Annotated in this window: 19 protein-coding genes; 12 read left to right on the top strand and 7 right to left on the bottom strand. The window is 71.3% G+C overall.

Features of this window, described 5'->3' with window-relative positions; all coding sequences use genetic code 11:
* Positions 1 to 49: 49 nt before the first annotated feature.
* From JOD52_RS01425 to JOD52_RS01415, 3 genes are all read left to right on the top strand, one after another.
* Complete coding sequence (locus JOD52_RS01425; protein ID WP_204408570.1) at positions 50 to 283, top strand: hypothetical protein; 234 nt, start codon at positions 50 to 52, stop codon at positions 281 to 283.
* A 6-nt stretch (positions 284 to 289) separates the two neighbouring features.
* Positions 290 to 562, top strand: a complete 273-nt coding sequence (locus JOD52_RS01420; protein ID WP_150108530.1) for a hypothetical protein — start codon at positions 290 to 292, stop codon at positions 560 to 562.
* A 64-nt stretch (positions 563 to 626) separates the two neighbouring features.
* Positions 627 to 1,325 (top strand): Type 1 glutamine amidotransferase-like domain-containing protein, encoded by a 699-nt coding sequence (locus JOD52_RS01415; RefSeq protein WP_204408569.1) that lies wholly within the window; start codon positions 627 to 629, stop codon positions 1,323 to 1,325.
* Positions 1,326 to 1,346: 21 nt separating this feature from the next.
* Here JOD52_RS01415 and JOD52_RS01410 read toward each other — a convergent pair whose 3' ends face one another.
* The 3 genes from JOD52_RS01410 to JOD52_RS01400 are packed head-to-tail and all read right to left on the bottom strand — an operon-like array spanning position 1,347 to position 3,486.
* Positions 1,347 to 1,862, bottom strand: a complete 516-nt coding sequence (locus JOD52_RS01410) for a DnaJ family domain-containing protein (RefSeq protein ID WP_204408568.1) — start codon at positions 1,860 to 1,862, stop codon at positions 1,347 to 1,349.
* A 5-nt stretch (positions 1,863 to 1,867) separates the two neighbouring features.
* Entirely contained in the window at positions 1,868 to 2,395 is a 528-nt protein-coding gene (locus tag JOD52_RS01405; protein WP_017824885.1) for an SRPBCC family protein, read from the bottom strand.
* Entirely contained in the window at positions 2,392 to 3,486 is a 1,095-nt protein-coding gene (locus JOD52_RS01400) for a GNAT family N-acetyltransferase (protein ID WP_204408567.1), read from the bottom strand. The genes JOD52_RS01405 and JOD52_RS01400 overlap by 4 nt, the downstream gene beginning before the upstream one ends.
* Positions 3,487 to 3,568: 82 nt before the next feature.
* Here JOD52_RS01400 and JOD52_RS01395 point away from each other — a divergent pair, with 82 nt between their 5' ends.
* The 7 genes from JOD52_RS01395 (at position 3,569) to JOD52_RS01365 (ending at position 15,871) form a co-directional block, all read left to right on the top strand.
* Complete coding sequence (locus tag JOD52_RS01395) at positions 3,569 to 5,788, top strand: oxidoreductase (protein WP_204408566.1); 2,220 nt, start codon at positions 3,569 to 3,571, stop codon at positions 5,786 to 5,788.
* A gap of 86 nt (positions 5,789 to 5,874) precedes the next feature.
* A complete protein-coding gene (locus JOD52_RS01390; RefSeq protein WP_204408565.1) occupies positions 5,875 to 6,372 on the top strand; it encodes a hypothetical protein in 498 nt (165 codons plus the stop codon).
* Between the two features lie 89 nt (positions 6,373 to 6,461).
* Entirely contained in the window at positions 6,462 to 7,373 is a 912-nt protein-coding gene (locus tag JOD52_RS01385) for a PfkB family carbohydrate kinase (RefSeq protein ID WP_204408564.1), read from the top strand.
* Positions 7,374 to 7,480: 107 nt separating this feature from the next.
* The gene (locus tag JOD52_RS01380; protein WP_204408563.1) at positions 7,481 to 8,614 is read left to right on the top strand and encodes an SPFH domain-containing protein; all 1,134 of its coding nucleotides are present in this window, start codon (positions 7,481 to 7,483) and stop codon (positions 8,612 to 8,614) included.
* Between the two features lie 324 nt (positions 8,615 to 8,938).
* Entirely contained in the window at positions 8,939 to 11,812 is a 2,874-nt protein-coding gene (locus tag JOD52_RS01375) for a PD-(D/E)XK nuclease family protein (protein ID WP_239551694.1), read from the top strand.
* Entirely contained in the window at positions 11,809 to 15,141 is a 3,333-nt protein-coding gene (locus JOD52_RS01370) for a UvrD-helicase domain-containing protein (protein ID WP_204408561.1), read from the top strand. Before JOD52_RS01375 ends, JOD52_RS01370 begins: the two co-directional genes overlap by 4 nt.
* A gap of 22 nt (positions 15,142 to 15,163) precedes the next feature.
* Positions 15,164 to 15,871, top strand: a complete 708-nt coding sequence (locus tag JOD52_RS01365; protein WP_204408560.1) for a nucleoside/nucleotide kinase family protein — start codon at positions 15,164 to 15,166, stop codon at positions 15,869 to 15,871.
* Positions 15,872 to 16,039: 168 nt separating this feature from the next.
* Here the strand turns inward: JOD52_RS01365 and JOD52_RS01360 are convergent, their stop codons facing one another.
* Positions 16,040 to 16,939: an aldo/keto reductase gene (locus tag JOD52_RS01360; RefSeq protein ID WP_204408559.1), complete on the bottom strand. Its 900-nt coding sequence runs from the start codon at positions 16,937 to 16,939 to the stop codon at positions 16,040 to 16,042.
* 133 nt (positions 16,940 to 17,072) lie between these two features.
* Between JOD52_RS01360 and JOD52_RS01355 the strand changes: the two genes are divergently transcribed.
* Complete coding sequence (locus JOD52_RS01355) at positions 17,073 to 17,495, top strand: GNAT family N-acetyltransferase (protein WP_204408558.1); 423 nt, start codon at positions 17,073 to 17,075, stop codon at positions 17,493 to 17,495.
* Positions 17,496 to 17,719: 224 nt separating this feature from the next.
* On the opposite strand, the gene JOD52_RS01350 is transcribed toward JOD52_RS01355, so the two are convergent.
* Positions 17,720 to 19,624 carry a glycoside hydrolase family 3 protein gene (locus JOD52_RS01350; RefSeq protein WP_204408557.1) on the bottom strand — a complete coding sequence of 635 codons (1,905 nt, stop codon included), beginning with the start codon at positions 19,622 to 19,624 and terminating at the stop codon, positions 17,720 to 17,722.
* Positions 19,625 to 19,775: 151 nt separating this feature from the next.
* Positions 19,776 to 21,140: an exo-beta-N-acetylmuramidase NamZ domain-containing protein gene (locus JOD52_RS01345; RefSeq protein ID WP_204408556.1), complete on the bottom strand. Its 1,365-nt coding sequence runs from the start codon at positions 21,138 to 21,140 to the stop codon at positions 19,776 to 19,778.
* A gap of 289 nt (positions 21,141 to 21,429) precedes the next feature.
* Here JOD52_RS01345 and JOD52_RS01340 point away from each other — a divergent pair, with 289 nt between their 5' ends.
* Positions 21,430 to 22,434, top strand: a complete 1,005-nt coding sequence (locus JOD52_RS01340) for a formylglycine-generating enzyme family protein (RefSeq protein WP_239551691.1) — start codon at positions 21,430 to 21,432, stop codon at positions 22,432 to 22,434.
* Positions 22,435 to 22,475: 41 nt separating this feature from the next.
* Here the strand turns inward: JOD52_RS01340 and JOD52_RS01335 are convergent, their stop codons facing one another.
* Positions 22,476 to 23,774, bottom strand: coding sequence for an alpha/beta fold hydrolase (locus JOD52_RS01335; protein ID WP_204408555.1), 1,299 nt, complete (start codon positions 23,772 to 23,774; stop codon positions 22,476 to 22,478).
* Positions 23,775 to 23,784 lie beyond the last annotated feature (10 nt).

The raw sequence follows: 23,784 nt of genomic DNA, 5'->3' as shown, positions 1-23,784 counted from the left end.
GGCCAACCGCACCCCTTGGCAAGGTTACTTGTTACGTCTAGTCTTGTTCATGGAGCCAGAGCCGGTCATCCTCGCCAGCGCCCATCGGCACGGGGTTTCTGAATCGTCGATGCTCCACGCCCTCAGATTCCCCGTTCGTCATTTCGTGCAGGACGATTCGATGACGATGTTCATAGGCCCGGACGAGTCCGGGACCCTGATCGAAGTCGGAGTCATCGAATGGCACGGCGTCATCGCCATCGCACACGCCATGCACCCGGCCCGACCGAAGTTCTTGAGGTGAATGACCATGACACGACGCTCGCTCGATGACATCAAGGCCCGAGCCGATGAGTTCGCTGATGCGTTCGAGAACTACAGTCCGAAGGCAGACGATGAGGACGCGGCTCTTCCTCCGCTCATGGCGGTAAGACTGGCTGCGTGGAGGCGCGACGCCTCTGAGAGTGAACTGGCAGAAGCTGTCCACACAGCTCGGCACCAGCGCATGTCGTGGCGCGAGGTGGGCGAGGCCATCGGGACCAGTGGGGAGGCTGCACGCCAGCGTTACGGCTCCACCATCTGACGAAGGCGGCCAGTCATTGCTAGCTGTCACTGAAGCCCGCTCACCCTCCAGGTAGGAGCACAAGATGAGCATCGTCCTGGTGGGTGGCGGGCCCGACACCACGCGGTCCCCCGCTGTCGTAGCCCCCTTCCTGGAGACCTGTCGGTCGACCTCGGTGGAGCATGTCGCCGTCCTCCTGACCGGCTCCGCGCACATCGCCGCACGGTTCGCCTGGGACTACCTGGAGCTGCTCGCACCGCTGGATGCGGACGTGCGCGTGGTCCCGCTGGACGGCGGCCCCGTGGCAGAGGAGATCCGCACCGCCGGGGCGCTGCTGGTCGGCGGTGGCCCCACCCCGGTGTACCGGGAGGCGCTCGCACCCTTCGCCCCTGTGATCCAGGAACGCGTCGCAGCGGGCATGCCCTATCTCGGCTTCTCGGCCGGGGCGATGATCGCCGCCACCCGGTCCCTGGCCGGCGGCTACCGCCTGAGCGGGGTCGAGGTCTGCTCGCAGGAGTGCTCAGAAGAGCTGGACGAGCTCACCGTCCTGCCCGGGCTGGGACTGGTGCCGTGGCTGGTGGATTCCCACGCCGCGCAGGCCGGGACCCTGAGCCGGGCCGTTGGGCTGGTCGAGGGAGGTCTGTGCCCTGAGGCGGTCGCGATCGATGAGGACACGGCGGTGGTTCTCGAGAACGACGGGGCGGTGAGGGTGATCGGCTCGGGTCAGGTGTGGTGGGTGCGCGCTGACCTGGACGGAACGCGAGTCGGCGCACAGCGGGCGTGAGTCGACGGAGGCGAGTTCTGCTCAGAGGGTGCGTCGCCCGAACGGCCACCATTGGCGTCGTGTTCCTGCGCTCATACCGGTCCCCGACGGCCCAGTACCGTCCGCGGCAGGTTCTGATTCGGGCCCGTCCTCGCCGTCGAACGGCCCACCGGCCGACGCCCGCAACTGCTGCCACCGCTCCACCGCCACATCGGGATCCAGCTCCGGGGCGAGCATGCGCGCCAGGGGGTTCCGCAGCCGGTCGTCCCGGACCCGCCGCGTGTAGTCCTCGGCGTAGTCGCGCACGTCCTGCTCGGTCAGCAGCGCCGCGAGGGTCTCATCGCGAAGGTCGTGCTCGCGGCGCAGCAGCACCACCACCGGCAGCAGGGCGTCGCGGTCCACGTCGTCCGCGTCGATGCGTTGCTTGATCCACCAGTCCGGGTCGTGCCGGGCCGGGAGGCGCAAGGGCTTGCCAGCGAGCGCGAGGTCGTCGAAGTCCCCCCGGGCGATCGCCGCATCCACCGGGTCCTCCCGCGGCACCAGGTCACCGGAGCTCATGGGGCTTAGGCGACGGTGTCGGTGCCACCGTCGGGATCCACGTGACCGGCGCCCCCGCTCTCGGCGAGCTCGGCGAGGCGGTCGATCGAGGCCAGCAGGTTCTCGGCGGTGGTGGAGCGGGCCCGCTCGAAGCGGCGCTCGTCGGTCAGCTCGGTCCAGTCGTAGCTGTGCTCCACCAGGGTGCTGTTCTCTCCCTGCGGGGTGAGGCGCCAGCCCCAGCGGTGGCCGGCCGGCTGCTCCCCCTCGGAGGCGGGCTTCCAGGCGATCTCACGGCCCTCGTCGAAGGCCACCACGTGGTTCTCGCGCACCTTGCCGCTGGTGTTGAGCATGGCGAAGACGTCGCCCACGGCGTGGACGCGCTGCCCTTCCGCGGCTTCCTGCAGATTGCCGTTGCCGTCCCAGCGGGGTTGCTCGGACGGCTCGGCGATCAGCTCGAAGATCCGCACCGCGGGGGCGCGGACCTCGCGGGAGGCGGTGACGATCCGGGACTCGCCCGACGGGACGGCTGTGGCGGGGGTGGAGTTCTCGTTCATGCGCCCATCCTGGCACTGCCGGTGCCGGACGTCGATGGCAGCAGACCACCGCTGAGGTCCGGGCGGCCCTGGAAGGCGATCTCGCGGAACGCCACCCGGTAGCCGAGACGGTCGTTGATGCTGATCATCCAGGGGTTCACGTGGGAGTTGAAGGTGAGCAGGGACTGCACGGCCGGCATCTCGCGGCTCAGCAGGCGGTGGGTGGCGACCTTGAGCGCGAGGCCCAGCCGGTGCCCGCGATGCTCGGGCATCACCAGGGTGTTCTCCTGCCAGGCGATGGTGGTGCCCTCCGCCTTCTGGAACTGCACCTCGGTGTTGCCGGCGATGGCGCCGTCAGGGGCGACGGCAACCGCGATCAGGGCCCGCACACCTCGTTCGCGGCGGCGCTTCTCCAGCACCCGGATCCTCTCGGGGGTGTACTCGGCCGGCTCGTGCTCCACCTCCTCGTCGGGCTCGTCCAGCTCGATCTGGCGCAGCAGCAGTCCGTAGGCCTCGAGGTGCTCCTCGGGGATCTCGTCCCCCCACAGCTTGATCCGGTACTGGCCGAGCTTCTCTTGACCCTCGGCTTCCAGTTGGTCCAGCAGGGCGTCGTCGATCGGCAGCGGCAGCATCCGGCACACGCCGACGTTCTTGCGGGACAGCCCCAGGCGGGCGCCGAGCCGGTTGGCGGGCAGAACCGGGTCGTCCACGTCGCCCTCGGCGGGGATCTCGCCGTACACAGAGATCAAGGAGCGGTCCGACTCGTGGATCGCGGGCACCAGGGCCTGCTCCAGCAGCGTCGTGGCGACCCCGTGACCCCGTACGGCGGGATGGGTGGTGATGCCCAGGTGCACCGTCTCGAGGTTCTCCTGCAGCGGGAACATCAACGAGCCGGTGCCCACCACGCTCTCGCCGCCCTCCATCAGTTCACCGACGGCGATGTAGCGCTCCTGATGCCAGTAGGGGGTGTCGGCGAAGTCGACTCGCAGTTCTTCCACGGACTGCTCCTCGTGCCCACCGAAGGCGACGTCGTCACTGGCCCGAACCACGGCGGCGTACTGCTCGAGCTCGTGGTCGGAGGAGAGGTCCAGGGGACGGATCGTGATCTGCATGACCGCAGTGCACCACGCTCCCGCACTCGCAGGCGAGCCATTATCGGTCGGTGTCCGGCCGGTCACCTGGCAGAATCGGCCCATGCGCACTCCACGGCCCGGGTACGCCCGCCTGCTGTCCCCCCTGGACCTGGGGCGGTTCGAGGTGCGCAACCGCATCGTGATGGGCTCGATGCACGTGGGCCTGGAGGACTCCCCGGCCGATGCCGACAAGCTCGCCGCCTACGTCGCAGAGCGCGCCCGCGGCGGCGTGGGCCTGATCGTCACCGGCGGCTACTCCCCCGATCGCACCGGCCGCCTCACCCCGCGCGGCGGGCAGGCCGATGAGCACACCATGGAGCGCCACCGGGTGATCACCCGGGAGGTCCATGAGGCCGATGGCCGCATCATCCTGCAGCTGCTGCACGCGGGCCGCTACGCCTTCCACCCCCTGGCCGCCTCGGCCCGCGCAGGGAAGTCACCACTGACCCCGTTCCGGGCCCGGCGCCTCACCCGCCGCGGCGTGCAGCGCACCATCGACCACTTCGCCGCCGCCGCGCACCGGGCCGTCCAGGCCGGGTACGACGGGGTGGAGCTGATGGGATCCGAGGGGTACCTGCTGAACCAGTTCCTGGCCCCGGCCACCAACCGCCGCCGGGACAGGTGGGGCCGCGGCGCGGAGGCGCGACGGGCGTTCCCGCTGGCCGTGGCCGCTGCGGTGCGCGAGGCGATCGGGCCGGACGCCCTGCTCAGCTACCGCATCTCCCTGCTGGACCTGGTGCCCGAGGGTCAGGACTGGGTGGAGACCATGGTGCTGGCCCGGGGCCTCACCGAACGCGGCGTGGACGTGCTGTCCACCGGCATCGGCTGGCACGAGTCACGGGTGCCCACCATCGTCACCTCGGTGCCGCGGGCCGCGTTCACGCCCCTCACCGAGCGACTGCGGATGAGCGTGGACGTGCCGGTGGTGGCCTCGAACCGCATCCACGACCCGGCCGTCGCCGAGCAGGTCCTGGCCGACGGCCAGGCGGACCTCATCTCCATGGCACGCCCCCTGCTGGCGGATCCGCACCTGCCGCGGAAGCTGGCCGACGGCCGCGCCTCGCAGGTGGTGCCCTGCATCGCCTGCAACCAGGCCTGCCTGGACAAGGTGTTCGACGGTCAGCGGGCCAGCTGCCTGGTCAACCCCCGCGCCGCGAGGGAGACGGAGCTGGTGCTCACCCCGGTGCTGGAGCGCAGGCGTCGCCGCGTGGCCGTGGTGGGCGCAGGCCCGGCGGGGATCGAGGCGGCACTCGCAGCAGCCGAGCGCGGCCATGTGGTGACACTTTTCGAGGCATCGGGTGAGCTGGGCGGGCAGCTGCGGATGGCCGCCCGGATCCCCGGCAAGGAGGACTACCGGCAGCTGCTGCACTCCTGGCCGATGCGCCTGGCGGCCGCCGGGGTGGGGATCCGCCTGGACACCCGCCCCACCGCGGAGGACCTGCTGGGCTTCCACGACGTCATCGTGGCCACCGGCGTGGCACCACGCGCCGTGGACCTGCCCGGCTTCGCTCCCGACGGGAACGGCCCGGCCACCGACGCCCCGGTCGACGACACCCCCGACGCCACCGACGCTTCGAAGAGCGCGGCCGCGGGTCCCCAGGTCATCTCCTACGCGGACCTGCTGGAGGGCCGCGCGGAGGCCGGCCAGCGGGTGGCGATCATCGGCGCGGGCGGCATTGGGGTGGACGTGGCCCAGTTCCTCACCGCGCCGCAGCCCTCCCCCACGCTCGATGCCGATACGTGGCGGGAGCACTGGGGCGTGGTGGATCCGGCCGAGCGCCGCGGCGGGATCCTGCCGCGCCCTCGCCCGCAACCGCGCGTGGCGCCGGACAGCGAGACCCCCGACGACACCGGCGCCCCCGGCACTATCACCACCGCCGCCGATGCCGCCGTGCCCGCTGACGGGCGGCGCTCCCGTGAGGTGCACCTGCTGCAGCGCAAGGAGACGAAGATCGGGGCGGGCCTGGGCCGCACCACCGGCTGGGTGCACCGTGCCGAGCTGCGCCGTGCGGGCGTCGTCCAGCACACCGGGGTGGCGTATCAGCGGATCGACGAGCAGGGCCTGCACATCACCGTGGGTGAGGAGCAGACGCTGATCGAGGTCGACACCGTGGTGATCTGCGCCGGGCAGGTCTCCGAGCGGACCCTCGCCGATGAGCTGCTGGCCGCTCGTTCCGGCCGCACCCCGCGGGTGCACGTGGTGGGCGGGGCCGACGTGGCCGCTGAGCTCGACGCCGAGCGTGCCATCCGGCAGGCCGTCGAGACGTCGGCTGGTCTGTGATGGCCCTGCCACCACCGGCGCCGGGCCCTCACGGCGCAGACCGATCCGGACCGACCGCCTCCCCTGCGGATCCGTTCTCAGCGGAGTTGCGGGGAACGAGGACACTGGGCCTGTGGGGCGGCCTGGTGGGCATCGCCCTGGTGCTGGTCACGACCATCCCGTTCATCGCCACCATGGTGATGGTCCAGTGGGGTGACGTTCTGGCCGGACCGTACGACGGGAACAAGATGCATGGCGTCGACGTGTTCCTGGGCTGGTTCGTGACGAGCGTGGGAGGCGTGCTGCTGATCGCGGCGTTCGCGATCGCCGCTCTCACACTGGACATCCTGATGCTGGTACGGCTGGACCGACTGCGCACCATCGGTGCCCGCAAGGTGGCACCCCTGGGATGGTCTCTGCTGGCGGGGACGGGCATCATCTCCACCCCGATCCTGGCGATGCTGCTGTTCGTGCCGGTGTGGATCCTCGGTCCCGGGCTCGCGACCACCGTGTCCCTGTGGCTGCTGTTCGCGCTGATGTGCCTGCTGCCGATCACAGGCAGGATCGCCCAGATCATCACCGCTCGCCGCGTGCAGCGGCCCTGACCGCTGAACAGCCTGTCCACCGCGGAGACGGCGAGGGCCGCCATGGTCCTGCTCCCAGCGCTCGATGTGCCACTGCCTACACTGGCCCCATGCCTCGCGTGCTGCACACCGCCCAGGCTCTCGTGGACGTGATCCTCGAGGTGCCCTCGCTGCCACCGCGCGGCGGGAACGTCAACGCCAGCAGCGAGAAGCGCTACGCCGGAGGTGCCTCCACCATCCTGATCGCCGCGGCCCGCACCGGCGCCCAGGCCGTGCACGGCGGCGCCCACGGCACCGGCCCCAACGGCGACCTGGTGCGCGAGGTTCTCGGTGTCGACGGCGTGACCCTGTCGGACCTCCCCCGCGAGGGCGATGACACCGGGTACTGCGTGGTGCTGCTGGAGCCGTCGGCCGAGCGCAGCTTCCTCACCGTGTACGGGGCGGAGCGCGAGATCACCGCCGATTCCCTGGCTCGGCTGGACCCGCAGCCCGGTGATCTGCTGTGCATCTCCGGGTACACCCTGTTCGAGCCCACCCGGGAACCATTGCTGGCGTTCCTGGACTCGGTGCCCGCGGGCGTCGAGGTGGTGCTCGATCCTGGGGAGCCGTTCGCCTCGTTCTCCGCCGAGGTGCAGGAGCGGGTGCTGGCCCGCACCACCGTGTGGACCTCCAATGCCGACGAAGCGCGGGCGCTGACCGGCCTGGACTCCCTGGAGGACACCCCCGCCGCGCTGCGCCGCCGCATCGGTGCGCACGCCGTGGTGGTGGTGCGCGACGGTGAGCGCGGCTGCACCGTGTTCCACCACGGCCGCGGCACCCACATCCCCGCCTTCCCCCAGAGAGCCAGGGACACCAACGGCGCCGGGGACACCCACACCGGCGTGATGCTGGCCGAGCGGGCCCTCGGGGCGGACTGGGAATCGGCCGCCACCCGCGCGAACGCCGCCGCAGCGATCGCGGTGACCCGCAAGGGCACCGAGAGCGCCCCCACCCGCGCCGAGGTGGACGAGTTCCTGTCCTGAACCCCTCCCCTCCCCACCTGCATCCCGGCCTCTGTCGCGACCAGCGGGGGCCCAGTGCGGCTTGGTAGCGTGGCTCACATCCGTGCACTCATCCGAAAGGGACCCTCATGGACGGCATCGTCCTCTTCCTCGTCCTGGCGCTCGTGGGCCTTGTGGTCCTCGTCGTCATCGCCCTGCTGCTGTTCGGCGGCCTGCGCACCTCCATCATGTTCACCGTGCACACGCAGGAGAACGTGATCGTGGAGCGGTTCGGCAAGTTCCGCCGCGTGGCGCGGCCGGGCCTGAACTTCAAGGCCCCGTTCGTCGACTCCATCACCAAGCCGATCTCCCTGCGCATCCAGCAGCTGGAGGTGAACATCGAGTCCAAGACCAAGGACAACGTGTTCGTCACCGTGCCGGTGGCCGTGCAGTACGTGATCAAGGAGGAGCAGGTCGTCGACGCGTACTACCGCCTCTCCAACCCCGAGGCGCAGATCCGCTCCTACGTGTTCGACACCGTGCGCTCGGCCCTGTCGGGACTCGAGCTGGACGCCGCCTTCGAGTCCAAGGACGACATCGCCCGCTCCGTGGAGCAGACCCTGTCGGCGCGCATGCAGGAGTTCGGCTTCAACATCGTCAACACCCTCGTGCAGGACATCTCCCCCGACTCGCGCGTGCGGGACTCGATGAACTCCATCAACGCCGCCCAGCGCGACCGCGTCGCCGCCCAGTCCCTCGCCGAGGCCGACAAGATCAAGCGCGTCACCCAGGCCGAGGCCGAGGCCGAGTCCAAGCGCCTGCAGGGCGAGGGTGTGGCCGCCCAGCGCAAGGCCATCGCCATGGGCATCGCCGAGCAGTACGAGATGCTGCGCAAGGTGGGAATCGAGCACTCCGCCGAGCAGCTGCTGCTGATGACGCAGTACTTCGACACCATGCAGGACGTGGCCCGCAACGGCCGCTCCAACGTGCTGTTCCTGCCCTCCAACCCGGGCACCGTGGGCACCATGGGTGACGAGATCCGCAACGCCATGCTGCAGGCCCAGGCCGCACAGGAGGCCGACGCGGACGCCGACACCTCGGATGCCGATGGCCGCCGTCGGGCGGAGGAGCGCCGCCGCAGCCAGGAGAAGGACCGCGCCGCCCGCGCCCGCCGCGAGGCCCAGCAGCGGGAGGAGAGCGCCCGCCGTCAGGCACAGCAGGCCGCGCAGCCGCTGGCTCCTGGCGACGTCCCGCCGTGGGCACAGCCCGGAACCGCGAACTGATCGATCGGCACGGGCCGGTCCCTGCGGGGGCCGGCCCGTCCTGTCGCCCGCGCCTGTCGGCCGCTGACACCCGTCGCGCCCCCTCAAGCCGTCCCCGCCCCCTCATGCCGTCCCCACCCCCGACGAGGCCGGCCCGCCTGCCCACGACCGGGTCCAGTGGCGATGGTGGCGCCGCTCGAAGGGGCCGTGACGGGGATTCTCACCCTCGTGCGGCCGTGAGTGCGACGGGCGGATCCACGGGCGCGGGACCTCGTCGGTCACAGCCCGCCCCTAGGGTGGGATCATCCGGCGCCAGCCGGAAGGAAGGGGCCGGTAGGGATGCAGATGGAGTTCGGATGGACGGCCGACGGCGCTGCCTGGGCCGATGCTCCCGGGCACGCCGCGCACGGGCAGGTGCGGATGGGCCCCCGTGGGCTGGTGCAGCTACTGCAGACCAGGCTCGGCCTCACCCGCCCCGCCGTGGACCAGGCCGTGCGCATCGCGCAGTACATGCAGCTCATCCACCAGCACCTGGGTTCCGCTTCCGAACCCGAGGCGTTCTGGCCGTCCCGCTCCTTCCCAGTGGATCCGTGGAGCACCGCCCGCCAGCTGCTGCGCTGGCGGGATGCAGCGGTCGAGGCCGGTTGGAACCCTCCGGGCACGGACCGCCCACTGCCACCGCGGCTGGCCGCGCTGCGCGATGTGGAAGCCGCCGTGGTGGTCGGCATGCCCGGCACCACGGGCATCGCCGGGCGCCCGGCCACCCTCTCCCCGTCATCCGCTGATGACCTGGTCGAGCTGCTGTCCCTGCTGGAGGAGCTGGAGCGCACCGGCGGCACCTGGCCGCTGGGCATCACCCAGGTCACCGCACAGGAGGACCCTTCCGCACTGCCCGGCCTGTGGCCCCGGCTGTTCGCCGCGCTGGCCCGCAGCGGGGTCGTGGTGCAGGCGCCGTCGGCAGCGCAGCCCACGCCCGGCCCGCACCTCGAGGTGGTGGTCTGCCAGGACGAATGGACCGCCGCCGACGTCGCCGCTCGGTACCTGGCCGCCTCCCACGCGGCCGCACGCGCACCGGCTGCACCCGATCCCGCCGCACCTGCCGCGCACTCCCCCGAGGCCCCCGGGGGTGCGTCCCTCACCCTCCTGGCAGGAGCCGACACCACCATCCTGGATCAGGCACTGCGGCGCCGCGGGCTGCCCGCGGCGGGTGCGGTCGCCCCCTCGACCGCGCGTGCCCACCACCAGGTGCTGGGGCTGTACCTCGACGTCGCCACCGCCCCGGTGGACGTCCACCAGCTCGCCGCCCTGCTGGACCTGCGGGTGCTCCCGGGGGCCGATCGCGATGCCGAGCCCATCGGTCTGGTGCCCGCCGCTGCCCGTCGGCTCCTGCTGCGGGCGCTCACGCAGGAGCCCGGCGTGGGCGGCCCGGCCTGGCGGCGCGCCCTGGGCGAGCTCGAGGAGCGCCTCGCCGCCGCCGATGCGGATCTCCGCCCCAGCGCGGAGAAGGCACTGACGGCCGCCCAGGAGATCCACCGTCTGGTCACGGACCCGCTCCCCGCGGATCGTCTGCAGCCCCCGGCGGTCGCGGCCCGGCTGGACTGGCTGTCGCAGCGGCTGCAGGCCGTCTCCCGCGGGGACGGGGACCTGCTGGCCTCCCTCACCCAGGTGCGCACCCTGCAGGCCGTGCTGGGGATGCTCGATCCGGCCACTTTGCTCTCACGGCGCACCCTGCAGCTGATCATCGACGCATGCGGCGGGTCCGGTCGTTCCCCGCTGGCCGGCGCGCAGGTGGCGCCCTGGAAGGTCACCACCCGCCCTGCACAGGTCGCGGCCGCGGGCGGCACCGTGCTGTGGTGGGCCCCCGAGGGCGGTGAGACCCCGACCGCCGTGCAATGGGACCAGGCCGAGCGTGAGGCCCTGCGCTCGGGAGGCGCCCACCTGATCGATCCCGAGCAGCTCGCCGGCCTGCACGTCGATGCGGCCCTGCGGGGCCTGCGCACCGCAGGGCAGGTGATCGCGGTGCTGCCCGGGCGCCGGCTGGAGAAATCACCGCCGCCCAGCGGCCTGCTGGCCCACCTGGAGAGCGCACGCAGGCAGGACGGGCCATCAGGAGCGCACCGCCGCAGCCCCGAATCACTGATCACCGGCGGCACCTGGGCGCTCGGCGGCGTCGAACTGCCGGTGCGCGTTCCCGGGCTGGTCCGGGCGGAACCGCCGGAGCACCTGCACCGACAGTTCGCCACCGGTGTGCATCTGCTCCCGCAGCGCCTGTCGTTCACCGCGGCGCAGACCCTCGTGGGGTGCCCGCTGCACTGGCTGCTCGAGCACGCCCTCGGCGTGCGCACCGCGGACGTCGCCGCCCTGCCCACCGGGGACCGGATGATCGGCACCCTGGTGCATGCCGTGGTGGAGCAGCTGGTGCAGCAGCGGTGGGACGACGGCGTCGGTGGCGCGCCGCTCCGTCCGCCCACCGACGAGGAGATCACCTCCGTCTTCGATCGCCTCGTCCCCCAGTTCGCCTCCGAGCTGGACCTTCCCGGCCACGCGGCGCAGCGTGCCGATGTGCACGACCGCACCGTGCGGTCCCTGCGCACCCTGTTCGCGGGCACGGCGCGAGCAGGCCTGCGGATCACCGGCACCGAGGTGCGCTTCTCCCATCCCCTCACGCTGCCGCTGGCCGGTGGCGCGCGCACCATCGAGTTCGTGGGCAGCCGCGACCTGGACCTGCGCGATGCCTCCGGGCGCCCCACGGTGATCGACCTGAAGTGGTCCCGCAGCCGCACCCGCTACGTGGACCTGTACGAGACCGGGGACGCCGTGCAGCTGGCCTCCTACGCCTGGGCCCTCGACCAGGCCGAGTCGCTCGCCGAGCCCGCGCAGGTGGGGTACTTCCTGCTGCATGCCGGGGAGTTCGTCGCCGCGGACCGCGAGCTGGACCCGCGCCGTCGCACCCCGATGGACGTGCGCGACTCCTGGGAGCGCCTGACGCGCTCGGTCACCACCGCCCTGGACCAGATCGCCGAGGGCACGGCCGTGGCCGGCTGCCGATCGCTGCTCGATGGCGCGAACCTGCCGCTGGACGCCCCCTACAGCAAGCGCAGGAGGGCACTGGAGGGCGCCCGGGCCGCGGCACGCTCCGAGGGCCTGGTGGCCGTCGACAGCTACTGCGCCACCAGCGAGTACGCCCAGCTGTGCGGCATGACGGGAGACTTCCGATGACCTTCACCCTGATCAACGCCTCCGCCGGCTCCGGCAAGACCCACACCCTCACCCACGACATCGCCGAGCGGATCAAGGGCGGCCTGCAGCCCTCCCAGCTGATCGCCACCACCTTCACCACCAAGGCCGCCGCCGAGCTCTCCGACCGGGTGCGGCGCACCCTGCTGGAGGTGGGCGACGCCCAGGCCGCCACCGGGATCGACAGCGCCATGATCGGCACCGTCAACGCGGTGGCCGGGCAGCTGCTGCGCGAGTTCGCCATGGACGCCGGGATCTCCCCGGACGTGCAGGTGCTGGACGCCGATCGGCAGAAGGCCGCGTTCAACGCCGCCATCGACGACGCTGCTGCGGCCGCGGGTGCCCGTTCGGGCGACCTGCTGGCGCGCACCGGCCACGACGGCGAGGAGGACCCTGCCCTCCCCTACAGCGCCACCCCGTCCTGGCGCTCCCACGTGCGAGACCTCGCCGGCCGGGCCCGCACCAATCGCATCGGAGCGGACCAGCTGCGCGCCGCGGCCGCGGCCTCGTGGCAGGAGTACCGGGACGCAGCACTGCCGGCCGCCTCCGATCAGGATCGCAGGCAGGCCTGGCTGGCCGGGCTGGACGGTGCTCTGCAGGCCCTTCGTGCCGAGGCCGATGCCGCCGCCGGGAGCGCTGCAGCGACCATCCGCAAGCATCTCGACCCCCTCGAGCAGCTGCGCCGTGACCTGGCCGATCCTTCGCGCGCCCCCTGGGCGGGATGGGCGAAGCTCGCGAAGCCCGCGCAGGTGGCCGAGGCCCGGGCCGCCGCCAAAGAGGCAGGCAGGAAGCTCCCTGGTTTCGCGTACGCCAAGGCCGTGGATGCTGCGCTGCTGGGAATCTCCCAGCAGATCGCCGACGAGCTGCTGGCCAATCCTGTGCTGCAGGCCGATGCGCGGGAGCTGATCCACCTGGTGATGGACACGGCCGCCGGGTCCCTCGACGCGTACGCGCAGTACAAGGACGATCTGGGGCTGATCGACTTCGTCGATCAGGAGGTTCGCACCCTCGAGCTGATCCGCAGCAGTCCACGGGCTCAGCAGGCCGTCAGGGATCGCTTCCGCCTGCTGGCGGTCGACGAGTTCCAGGACACCTCCCCCGTCCAGCTCGAGCTGTTCCTCGAGCTGGGCAGGCTGATCGAGGACAAGATCTGGGTGGGGGACCCCAAGCAGGCCATCTACGGCTTCCGCGACGCCGACCCCTCCCTCATGCTCGACGTGCTGGCGCTGCTGGAGGCCGGCACGACCGAATGGGGCAAGGGCGAGATCACCGACCTCACCCATTCCTGGCGCTCCCAGGAACCGGTGCTGGACCTGGTCAACGCGATCTTCCCGCGCATCTTCCCCCACATGCCCATCGAACGTGTCACGCTGGCCGCCGCAGAGGAAGCCGTCACCCGGCGCCGAGCGCAGGGCCACCCGCCGGGGCGGCTGGAGGCGTGGATCCCCGAGTGCACGGGCCGCAAGCCCTTCGCGCAGCACGCCACCGCCGTGGCCGACGGCATCATGCAGCTGCTGGCCGAACCCGGTGTCGGGCCCTCGGACATCGCCGTGCTGGTGCGCAAGAACCACCAGGCGGAGCAGGTGATCGAGGCGCTCACCGCGCGCGGCATCCCTGCCTCCGGTGAGGGAGTGAGCATCCTCGCCACCCGCGAGGGCAGGATCCTGCGCGCAGCCCTGGCCGTGACCCTGGACCTCAGCGACACCCTGGCGCTCACCGAGCTGGTGGACCTGCTGCCCGGCCATCGGGCGCACCGCGACTGGTTCACCCAGCTCACCGCAGCCCCCGATGCCCGGGCGCGCCAGGAGGTGTTCCAGCAGTGGTGGAGGGATCCCAGCCTCGCCCGGCTGCATGCCCTGCGGGAGGGCTGCATCCTGCTCACCCCCGTCGAGATGATCGCCGCCCTGGTCGACGCCCTGGACCTCCCCGAGCTGATCCGCACCTGGTCGCTGCCCGACCAGCGACTGCGCACCCTCGATGCCGTGCGCGCCCTGGCCGCCGAGTACGCCGACCAGGCCCGCATGGACTCCCGTCCCATCACCCTGACCGGCCTGCGGGCCGCACTGGACGAGTCCGACCGCGGCCCGAACCTCACCGGCACCCCGGACACGGTGTGGGTGGGCACCGTGCACGGGGCGAAGGGGCTCGAGTGGTCCCGGGTAGTGGTGATGCTCGAGGCGAAGCCCACCGAGCGCACCCACACCTGGGGATCGTTCATCGCCCCGGCCCCGCAGCTGGACGTCACCGCTCCCCTGGCCGGGCGCTCCGCGCGGTACTGGCCGAAGTTCCTGGACTCCTACGCTCCGGTGCAGGACGGGCTCGGTGCCTCGAAGCACGCGCAGCGGCGCCTGAAGCAGGACCGAGAGGAGGCCGGGCGCCTGCAGTACGTGGCCTTCACCCGCTCGGCCGATGTCACGGTGCTCTCCGGGGAGGGCCATGCCCCCGCGCTCGATGCTCTGGTGCAGGTCGAGGAGCACGCGATGTCCGATGCCGCCGCGCAGGGGGCCGTTGCGTCGCAGGCACCACTGCTGTCGTGGTCACCCGGGATGCCATCACTGCAGATCGCGGGTGCGGACCCCCTGCCTGCCGTGGTGCGATCCACGCGGGGAACCCTCCCGGACGAGGTCGAGAAGTACAACTCCACTCGCAACCCGCTGGCGGCCACCGACCTGCCCTCCAGGGGTGGGCCCGAGGTCCCCACGGCCACCGGGACCCCCGGCCGCTCCACCCGCTTCCAGGCATCCGCGGTCGCCTCTGCCGATGACCTCGGCACGGTCTCGGAACCCCAGCAGATCGGGTTGCCACTGGTGAGCAAGGGCTCCGCGGGCTGGGACCGCGTGGGCGAGGCCGTCCACGCTTACCTGTCCCTCCCGTTGGAGGCGCTCAGCCCGGAGCAGCGCGAGCAAGCGGCGCAGCGACTGGTGGAGCGGTGGGCGGTAGCCCGGTCCGTCGGCGCCGATGCTCTGCTGCGGGCCGGTGAGGCGTGGTCGGCGTTCCTGCATACCCGGTGCCCGGGGGCTCAGCAGCTCACCGAACAGCCCATCACCTGGTGGAACGAGGACGATCAGGTGATGGAAGGGTGGATCGACACCCTGCTTCGCCTGCCCGACGGTCGCATCGTGCTGGTGGATCACAAGACCTACCCCGGAGAGCATCCCGTGCAGCATGTGCGGGAGAAGTACCTCGGGCAGTTGGACACCTATTCTCGGGCCCTGGATGCCGCCGGTGCCGCACCCAGTGAGGTGCTGATCCACCTGCCACTGCGCGGTGAGGTCCTGGAGGTGGACCTGGTGGTCAACCGTGGCAGGTGACCGGAAGTCTGCATCAGGAGCAATGCCGTCCCCGGAGGCAGAACCGGCATCGCCATCGGTCCCCGCGGCAGCACCGGCATCGGCACCCACGGCAGCTACCGCGGCGCGGGCCGTCACGGCTGCCCGGGTGCTGCTGGACGAGGCACTGCGCAGCAGTGGCCGCCGCGTCCTGGGGATCACCGGCGCACCCGGTGCCGGCAAGTCCACGCTCACCGCACTGCTGGCTTCCCAGCTGCCGGCGGGCTCCTGCGCGGTGGTGCCGATGGACGGATTCCACCTGGCCGACATGGCCCTGGACCGGATGGGCCGCCGTAACCGCAAGGGCGCCCCGGACACCTTCGACGCGGCCGGGTACGTCGCCCTGCTGCAGCGCCTGCGCACCGCCCAGCCGCACGACCCACCCGTGTGGGCACCGATGTTCGAGCGAGACCTGGAGCAGCCCCTCGCCGGGGCGATCGAGGTCGCAGGCGATGTGCCGCTGGTCCTCACCGAGGGCAACTACCTGCTGCTGGATGACGGTCCCTTCGCGCAGGTCAGGTCGCTACTGGATGCGTGCTGGTTCGTCGAGACCCCGGAGTCGCTGCGCCACCAGCGGCTGATCGCACGGCACGAGCTGTTCGGCAAGGACCCCGAGGCCGCGCGGGCCTGGGCCCTCGGCCCCGATGAGGCCAACGCCCACCTCGTCGAGGCCACCCGCCACCGGGCCGACCGGGTGATCACCCTGGGCTGAGCACCAGGCCAGCCACCCGGGGCGAGTGAACGCCAGTGACTGCCCTCCGAGTCGAGTGGACACCAGTGGCTGTTCTCCCGGCCGAATACAGCCACCAGCGTCCACTCACCGGCACTCTCGCCTGTGGGGCGGGGCAGAGGAGGCGCCCACAAGGGGCGCCGCCGGGGCTCAGGCGATGATCGCGCAGAGCTCCTGGAACTCCTCCCCGGTCAGCTCCAAGGTCATCGCCCTCGCCGAATCGGCGATGGACTCGGGGCGGCTCGCACCCGGGATCGGGATCACGTGGTCGCCGAGGCCCAGCTGCCAGGCCAGCACCACCTGCTGCGGGGACACGTCATGGGCCTTCGCGATGCGGGCGATCTGCGGGAACCTCTCCCCCACACCGCTGGCTCCGCCACCGGTGCCGCCCAGCGGCGACCAGAGCACGAAAGCGATGCCGTGCTCGCCGCAGTGCTTCAACTCGTCGCGGCTGGTCTGGAAGAAGGTGGGTGAGAACTGGTTCTGCACCGCGGCAAGACCGCCTTCACCCAGCACGTCGATCGCCACGTCGATCTCCTCCACGTTCGCGTTGGAGATGCCGATCTCCTTGATCAGGCCTTCCTGCTTCAGTGCGGCAAGGGTCTCGATGCCCTCGGCGTAGCGGATCGAACGATCGGGGCGATGCCAGTAGTACAGGTCCACCGCATCGGTGCCGAGGTTCTTCAGGGACTTCTCCAGGGCCGAACGGAGGTAGGCGGCCGAGCCGTCACGGCCCCAGGTCTCGCCCTCACCACGGGTGATGCCGCCCTTGGTGGCCACCACGATGCCGGAGCGGTCGCCGTCCCAGGTGTCGAGGGCGTCGGCCACGACCTTCTCGTTGTGGCCCATCGTGTCCCAGGAGGGGGCGTAGATGTCGGCGGTGTCGAGGAAGGTGATGCCGGCGTCCAGAGCGGCGTGCACGGTGGCGCGGGCCTGCTCCTGCGGGGCGGCGTCGCCGCGGCCCTGCGACAGGGGCATCACGCCCAGGCCGATGGGTGAGACGGACAGGGAGCCGATGCTGCGCGGGGTGATGGAGTCGGAGGTGCTCATGCGTCGAGCCTACGCAGACCGGGCCACGGGGACGAGGGCCTCGAGCCGAACGGTCGGACTCCACCCCGCGGACGCCTGCCACCGGATGCCTCCCAGCGGGTCCCCGCCCCGCGAAGGCAGGCAGAATCGACCCATGGCCTTCACCGTGCACCAGGAGATCCCCACTGACGCCGAGCTGGTCTCGCTGTACGAGGCGGTGGGATGGAGCGCCTACACCGACGATGCGGAGCGCCTGGCACGTGCAGTGCGCGGATCCCACCTGGTGCTGTGCGCTCGCAACGATGCGAGCGGTTCCCTGGTGGGTCTGGTCCGTACGGTCTCGGACGGGGAGACCATCGTGTACGTGCAGGACATCCTGGTCACGCCCGATGATCAGCGCGAGGGCATCGGCGGCGCGCTCCTGGACGCAGTGCTGGAGCACTACGCCGACGTGCGGCAGCTGGTGCTTCTCACGGACGACGAGCCAGGACAGCGGGCCTTCTACGAGTCGCGCGGGCTCACCGAGGCCCACGACATGGCCCCGCACCCCACCCGGGCCTTCGTGCGCTTCGCCTGACGGCCGTTCCCGCGGCGCCGTTTGGCAACACCGGGGCCGTTCCATCGGGCAGCAGGAGCAGATCCGCCTGCCCACGCACGAATCTGTGTCGTTGAGGGCGAGGCATTCCGACAAACTCTCGTGCGTCGCGGGGGTCTGCGGCGCCGGTGAGCCTGGACACGGCGATGCCCGGGACCCTGGGCCCCGGGCATCGCAGTGGGACAGATCAGCCGCAGTGGGACAGGTCAGCCGCCGAAGCGTGCCTTGTGGCCCAGCGGGTAGGCCTCGCCGGTGCCATCGGCCTCGGGGATCGCGACCGGCAGCTCACCCTTGGGCTTGATCTCGCCCGCGACCAGGCGTGCCACGGCCCGCACATTGCAGGCCGAGTTGCCGTAGGCGGCGATCGAGCTGTTGACCGGGCCCACGTGCACCACGTCGTAGGGGTTGCGCAGCGAGGCGTTGATGACCGGCTTCCCGGTGTCCACCAGTGCCTTGACCAGGTCCACCTGCACCTTCGGGGTCACGAACCCGGCCGATGAGGTGAGCACCAGCACCGCCTCGGCGTCGGCGTCGGCCGCAGCAGCGACCGCCTTCGCCTGGGCGGCAGCGTTGATGGTGCCCAGCAACAGGCCGGTGGCCTCGATGCCCTGCTCCTTCAGCTCGGCCACGGTGTTGTCGAGCACCGCCTGCGAACCGACCCCGGTGACCAGCAGCTTCGTGCGGCGACGCAGCGGGAGGGTGCCGTCGTCGGCGATGAGGGTGACGGAATCGTCGGCGACCTTCTGGGCAGTCTTGACGGACTTGCGGGTGCCCACTGCCGCCACCGCCTCGTCCACGTCCGCGTAGGGCTCATCGAAGATGCCGCGCTTGACCTTCTGGGTGAGGATGCGGCGCACCGACTCGTCCAGGCGCTCCTCGGTGATCTCACCGTTGGCGACCGCGTCGCGCACGCCGCTGATGGCGACGGTCAGGTTCGGCGGCATCAGCATCTGGTCGGCGCCGGCCAGGATCGCCTCGACCGGCACCCGGTCGTCGGAGAAGATTGTGCGCACGCCCTCCATGGCCAGGGAGTCGGTGACGATGACGCCCTCGTAGCCCAGTTCCTCGCGCAGCAGACCGGTGAGGATCGGCTTGGAGAGGGTGGCGGGCAGGCCCGAGTCGTCCAGCACCGGCACCACGATGTGGGCGGTCATGATCGCGTCCACACCCTCCTCGATGGCAGCGATGAACGGGGGCAGGTCCAGCTCGTCGAGCTCCTCGCGGGTGTGGTCGATGACCGGCAGCCCGTAGTGGGAGTCCACCGCGGTGTCGCCGTGGCCGGGGAAGTGCTTGACGGTGGAGGAGCAGTCGGCCTTCTGCATGCCTGCGATCTGGGCGGTGGCCAGGCGCGAGACCATCTCCGGGTCCGCACCGAAGGAGCGCACGCCGATCACGGGGTTCTGCGCCTCGATGTTGACGTCGACCACGGGTGCGAAGCCCTGGTTGATGCCGCAGGCCCGCAGTTCGGTGCCGATGATGTCCCCGGCCTTGCGGGCGTGACTGTGGGAGCCGGTGGCGCCCAGGCCCATCGCGCCGGGCAGCGGGGTGGCGGGGGCGGGCAGGCGGAACACCACGCCGCGCTCCTCGTCGGTGCTGATCAGCAGTGGGATCCCGCCGGAGTCCAGAGCGGCCTTCTGGGCGTCATTGGACAGGGTGGTGACCTGCGGGATGTCCACCATGTTGCCGCTCCACGCGAAGTAGATCAGGCCGCCCACGTGGTGGGTGCGGACGATCTGCTCGATGGTGTCCACGCCCGTGGTGGTGGTGTTGGAGCGGTGGGACTCATCGGCGGTGGCTCCGTAGCCGACAGCCACGAACATCTGGCCGATCTTCTGCTCGACGGTCATCTCGGAGAGCAGCGCGTCGATGTCGACGGTGTTCTTGCCACCGCCCTTGCCCTTGTCCTTACCCTTGCCGTTCCCCTTGCCCTTGCCGCCCTTGCCGGCGGGGGCAGCGCTGGCGGCGCCCATCGTGGCGAAGGGCAGCAGCGAGGCAGCACCGCCGGCGGCGAGGGCGCCGCGACGGCTGAGGGTGCGGTGGGTGGCCGGAGTCGCTGCGCTGCGGTGGGCGCTGCGGTCTGACGGAGTGGGGGTGTGGTTCTGGTCGTTCATGGGGACCTCCTCGAGGTCTGGGAGAGAACGGGGCCCGGTGACCGGGCATGGTGTCGGCCGAGAAAGCGCCTCACCAGAACAGGCCGCTTAGGAGCGGATCGCGCCGGAACTGGTCGCGGGGCCCGGGCAGGCCGGGCCCCGCGATTCATGCTCAGTAGATGCGGTACTGGCGGGCGGTGTCGGTGAAGGCGCGCAGTTCCTTCTTCCACGCCTTCACGATGGCGTCGGGGTCGTCACCGGCCTCGAGCATCTGGCGCATGCGCTTGGTTCCCGAGAGGCGGTCGATCCAGCAGATGTCGGCCTCGGTGCGGCACTTGTCGCCCTCGCGCCAGTCGACCTCGGGGACGTTACGCAGCAGCGCGGCGAGCACGTGCACACCGGTGCGCACGGGCTCGAAGGCGTCACGGTCGGTGATGTGCAGCTGCACGCCGCCGCTGAACTTCCCGGCCTGCTTGGACGAGGCGGGGGTGGCGAACATCGGGCGGGCGATCATGCCGGGCAGGTCCGCACCGTGCAGGTCCGCGATGATCGCGTCGATGTGCTGCTCGGTGATGAACGGGGCCCCGAACCACAGGAACGGGGTGGTGGTGCCGCGACCCTCGGAGATGTTCAGCGACTCGATCAGGCCCGTGCCCGGGTACACCACGGCGGTGTCCAGGGTGGGGATGTTCGGGGAGGGCAGCACCCAGGGGAGGTCCTCGCTGGGCGGGTCCTCCGGGTCGTAGCCGCTCATCTCGATCACTTCGAGATCGACCTTGCCGCCCAGGAACTCACCGTTGAACAGCTTCGCGAGCTCGCCCACGGTGAGGCCGTGGCGCTGCGGGATGGCCTTCAGCCCCACGAAGGAGGACAGCGCCGGGTCCAGCACGAAACCCTCGGCCTCGGAGCCCAGGGGGTTCGGACGGTCCAGCACCACGAAGCGCTTGCCGTTCTCGGACGCGGCCTCCATCGCGTAGTACAGGGTCCAGATGTAGGTGTAGAAGCGGGTGCCGATGTCCTGGATGTCGAAGATCAGCAGGTCCACATCGGCGATCATCGCCGGGGTGGGCTTCTGGGTCTTCCCGTACAGGGACCGCACCGGCAGTCCGGTCTTCTCGTCGATGTAGTCCTCGACGTAGCCGCCGGCAGGCTCCGCGCCGCGCACGCCGTGCTCGGGGCCGTACAGGGCCACCAGCTCGAAGTCGCCCTCGCCCTGCTTCTCGATCAGCAGGTCGATCACGGAGCGCAGTTCGCGGTCGGCGCCGGTGGGGTTGGTGATCAGGCCGACGCGGGCCCCCTTGAGGGTGTCGAGCTCGTCGGACAGGAGGTTCTCCACACCCAGGCGGAACTGGCCCTTGTTGCCCTTGCCCTTTCCGTTGCCCTTCCCCTTCCCGTTGCCCTTCCCCTTGCCGTTGTCGCTGGGGTGGGCATTGGCGGCGGCGGTGCCGATGAGTGCCCCGGCGGGCAGGGCGCCGAGCGCGGCGAGCGCACGACGACGGCCCACGGACTTCGGGTGGGGGCTGGGATTCTGGTTCACGATCGTGATGCTCCTCGGGAGTGCGGGGGCGGATCCGGCAGCGCGGCCGCCGGGAGCACGATCTGCGGTGATCCCTGTGCCGACGTCGCTCCCCGGGGGCGGGCCCCGGTGGCGGAGAACGACGTTGGTCCGCCACGCGTGAGGAAACGTAGCAACAACCGGGCGCAGTGACAAGCGTCACACGTCCAGGATCGAGCATCGTCGCAGGTGGCAACCATGAAAAAAAGTTCAACGGTCGAGCGGTCGGGACCGCAGAAACTTCCTTTGTTGGGCGGCCTACGCTGGTGTCATGCGCGCCTCTGACGCCCCCACCTCTCACTGCTGCGCCGCTGGACGGAAGGGCCTCGACGAAGATGTCCCGGCGCGGGGCATTGACGCTGCACTCGAAGGCGATTCCGCACGCGAGGGCGATGCTGCACGCAAGAACCTCTCCGCGATCGCCGCGCCGGTGGAGGTGGTCAGGAGCCGCGCCGACAAGGCGATCCTGATCCCCGCCGGCACCTTCCGCATGGGCACAGAGGACGCCGACCGCAATCCGATGGACGCCGAGTCCCCGATCCGCGAGGTGGAGGTGGGTGCTTTCCGCGTCGACCCCACCTGTGTCACCAACGCCGAGTTCGCCACCTTCGTGAACGAGACCGGGTACGTCACCGAGGCCGAGGAGTTCGGCTGGTCGTACGTGTTCGGTGCCCTGCTGGAGCCGGAGCTGCGGCGCGCGTCCCAGAAGCCCCCGGGCACCCCGTGGTGGCGGGCCGTGCACGGGGCCCGCTGGGATGCCCCGGAGGGGCCGGGCTCCTCCGTCGCGGACCGCGCCGATCACCCGGTGGTGCACGTGTCCTTGCGCGATGCCGAGGCGTTCGCGAGCTGGTGCGGGATGCGCCTGCCACGCGAGGCGGAATGGGAGAAGGCTGCGCGCGGCGGCCTGGACCAGGCCCGTTACGCATGGGGTGACGAGCTCACGCCGAACGGCGAGCACCGCTGCAACATCTGGCAGGGCGCCTTCCCGGTGCGGAACACCCTGGAGGACGGCTACCTGGGCACCGCCCCGGTGCGCACGTTCCCGCCCAACGGATTCGGCCTGTACGAGGTGGCCGGCAATGTGTGGGAGTGGTGCAGCGACACCTGGGACGCCGGGCACGCCCCCTCGATGAGCGGGGACGTGCGCGTGATCCGTGGCGGCTCGTACCTGTGCCACGACTCGTACTGCAACCGCTACCGGGTGGCAGCGCGGCACGCCTCTGCCGTGGAGGACGCCAGCGGGAACAAGGGGTTCCGCCTCGCCGCCGACGCCTGAGGGCACCAGCGCCCGGGGCCGGGCCGCGCTCCCCGCGCAGATCAGGCCTCGCGGCGCCCCTTGGCCAGGTCCAGCAGGTGGTCCAGCACTCCCTGGCCGCTGGAGCGCAGGCCGCCGTGCTCGTACTCGCTGGTGACCCAGGTGCGCAGTCGCGGCAGCAGGGCTGCGGTGGCCATGGAGTACTCGCGGGGCACGTAGGCGTCGTCGTAGTACACGGCCGCCGCTCCCGGCACGTCGGCCGCGCGCAGGGCGTCCTCGTCGTACAGCCGTGGCCACTGGTGCTGGGCCAGCAGCTCGGCGGCCTCGGCGAAGGGCGCCAATTCCGGGTCCTCGGTGAACAGTTCGTGGTGCACGTGCTCGCCGGCCAGCAGCGTCGGGTCCTGGCGCACCGCCTCGGGCATGGCGCGCTCGGCGGCCCAGTTCGTGACGGTGCCGTCGGCCCAGCAGGACTCGTGGATCACGGCGTAGATGGGGTTGCGGCCGCAGAAGGGCAGGGCGGAGGCGAGGTCGTGAGCGAAGGCCGGGGAATCGGGGTCCAGGCCCAGCAGGTAGTGCAGCTGCTCCTGTCCCTGCGCGCGGCCCAGCAGCATGCCGATGCGGCGCAGTCGCTCCACTCCCACCTTCTGCCCGTCGGGCAGGCGCAGGGTGCCGGCCTCGGCGCGGTCGGCGAGGGCCCGCATGCGGTCGCGGTCCTCGGGGAAGCGTGCCCAGTGGCGCTCGCTGCGGGCGGCCATGCCGTCCCAGGTGGTGCGGTACACCGGGACCATGTCGGGCCCCACGGAGGGGATGCCCCCGGTGAACAGGGCCGTCTGGACCGAGGAGGCGGCGGCGCTGAGGTAGCGCAGGGTGGTGAAGCCGCCGAAGGACTGGCCCAGCAGCGACCAGGTGGGCACGTCCAGGTGCTCGCGCAGCAGTTCGGCGTCGCGCACGATGGCGTCGGCCCGGAAGTGGGTGAGGTAGTGGGCCTGCTGAGCGGCACTCGCCTCACGCAGGGTGGCAGCGCCCTCGATCGCCCCCTCGGGCAGTGCCACGTCCAGGCCCACCGGGGTGGAGCGGCCGGTGCCGCGCTGGTCCAGCATCACCACACGGTGCTCTCGCAGAGCGCGGGCCAGCCAGGGCGGACTGTCCGGGCCGACGGAGCGGGGGGCCTCGGAGCCGGGCCCGCCCTGCAGGTACACCAGGTAGGGGCGGTCGGTGCCGTCGGGATCCGCGTAGATCCGCGCGAACAGGTCCAGCGTCACCGAGGCGGGGTCGGCGTGGTCCAGGGGCACGGGCAGGGTCACCTCGGTGACCTCCAGGCCGGGCAGGGTCCAGGTGTGCGTGTGGGCGTCGGTGCTCATGCGTCCTTCC

It is taken from the genome of Brachybacterium muris (genome assembly GCF_016907455.1).
GTDB classification, from domain to species: Bacteria; Actinomycetota; Actinomycetes; order Actinomycetales; family Dermabacteraceae; genus Brachybacterium; species Brachybacterium muris.
This window is presented reverse-complemented; position numbering and strand designations above follow the sequence as displayed.

Coding starts and splice junctions, on each gene's coding strand:
- JOD52_RS01395 (WP_204408566.1), top strand. CDS start 3,569: ATGCGCACTCCACGGCCCGGGTACGCCCGCCTGCTGTCCCCCCTGGAC.
- JOD52_RS01340 (WP_239551691.1), top strand. CDS start 21,430: ATGCGCGCCTCTGACGCCCCCACCTCTCACTGCTGCGCCGCTGGACGG.
- JOD52_RS01425 (WP_204408570.1), top strand. CDS start 50: ATGGAGCCAGAGCCGGTCATCCTCGCCAGCGCCCATCGGCACGGGGTT.
- JOD52_RS01410 (WP_204408568.1), bottom strand. CDS start 1,862: ATGAGCTCCGGTGACCTGGTGCCGCGGGAGGACCCGGTGGATGCGGCG.
- JOD52_RS01380 (WP_204408563.1), top strand. CDS start 7,481: ATGGACGGCATCGTCCTCTTCCTCGTCCTGGCGCTCGTGGGCCTTGTG.
- JOD52_RS01415 (WP_204408569.1), top strand. CDS start 627: ATGAGCATCGTCCTGGTGGGTGGCGGGCCCGACACCACGCGGTCCCCC.
- JOD52_RS01355 (WP_204408558.1), top strand. CDS start 17,073: ATGGCCTTCACCGTGCACCAGGAGATCCCCACTGACGCCGAGCTGGTC.
- JOD52_RS01360 (WP_204408559.1), bottom strand. CDS start 16,939: ATGAGCACCTCCGACTCCATCACCCCGCGCAGCATCGGCTCCCTGTCC.
- JOD52_RS01420 (WP_150108530.1), top strand. CDS start 290: ATGACACGACGCTCGCTCGATGACATCAAGGCCCGAGCCGATGAGTTC.
- JOD52_RS01375 (WP_239551694.1), top strand. CDS start 8,939: ATGGAGTTCGGATGGACGGCCGACGGCGCTGCCTGGGCCGATGCTCCC.
- JOD52_RS01335 (WP_204408555.1), bottom strand. CDS start 23,774: ATGAGCACCGACGCCCACACGCACACCTGGACCCTGCCCGGCCTGGAG.
- JOD52_RS01370 (WP_204408561.1), top strand. CDS start 11,809: ATGACCTTCACCCTGATCAACGCCTCCGCCGGCTCCGGCAAGACCCAC.
- JOD52_RS01350 (WP_204408557.1), bottom strand. CDS start 19,624: ATGAACGACCAGAACCACACCCCCACTCCGTCAGACCGCAGCGCCCAC.
- JOD52_RS01405 (WP_017824885.1), bottom strand. CDS start 2,395: ATGAACGAGAACTCCACCCCCGCCACAGCCGTCCCGTCGGGCGAGTCC.
- JOD52_RS01400 (WP_204408567.1), bottom strand. CDS start 3,486: ATGCAGATCACGATCCGTCCCCTGGACCTCTCCTCCGACCACGAGCTC.
- JOD52_RS01365 (WP_204408560.1), top strand. CDS start 15,164: ATGCCGTCCCCGGAGGCAGAACCGGCATCGCCATCGGTCCCCGCGGCA.
- JOD52_RS01385 (WP_204408564.1), top strand. CDS start 6,462: ATGCCTCGCGTGCTGCACACCGCCCAGGCTCTCGTGGACGTGATCCTC.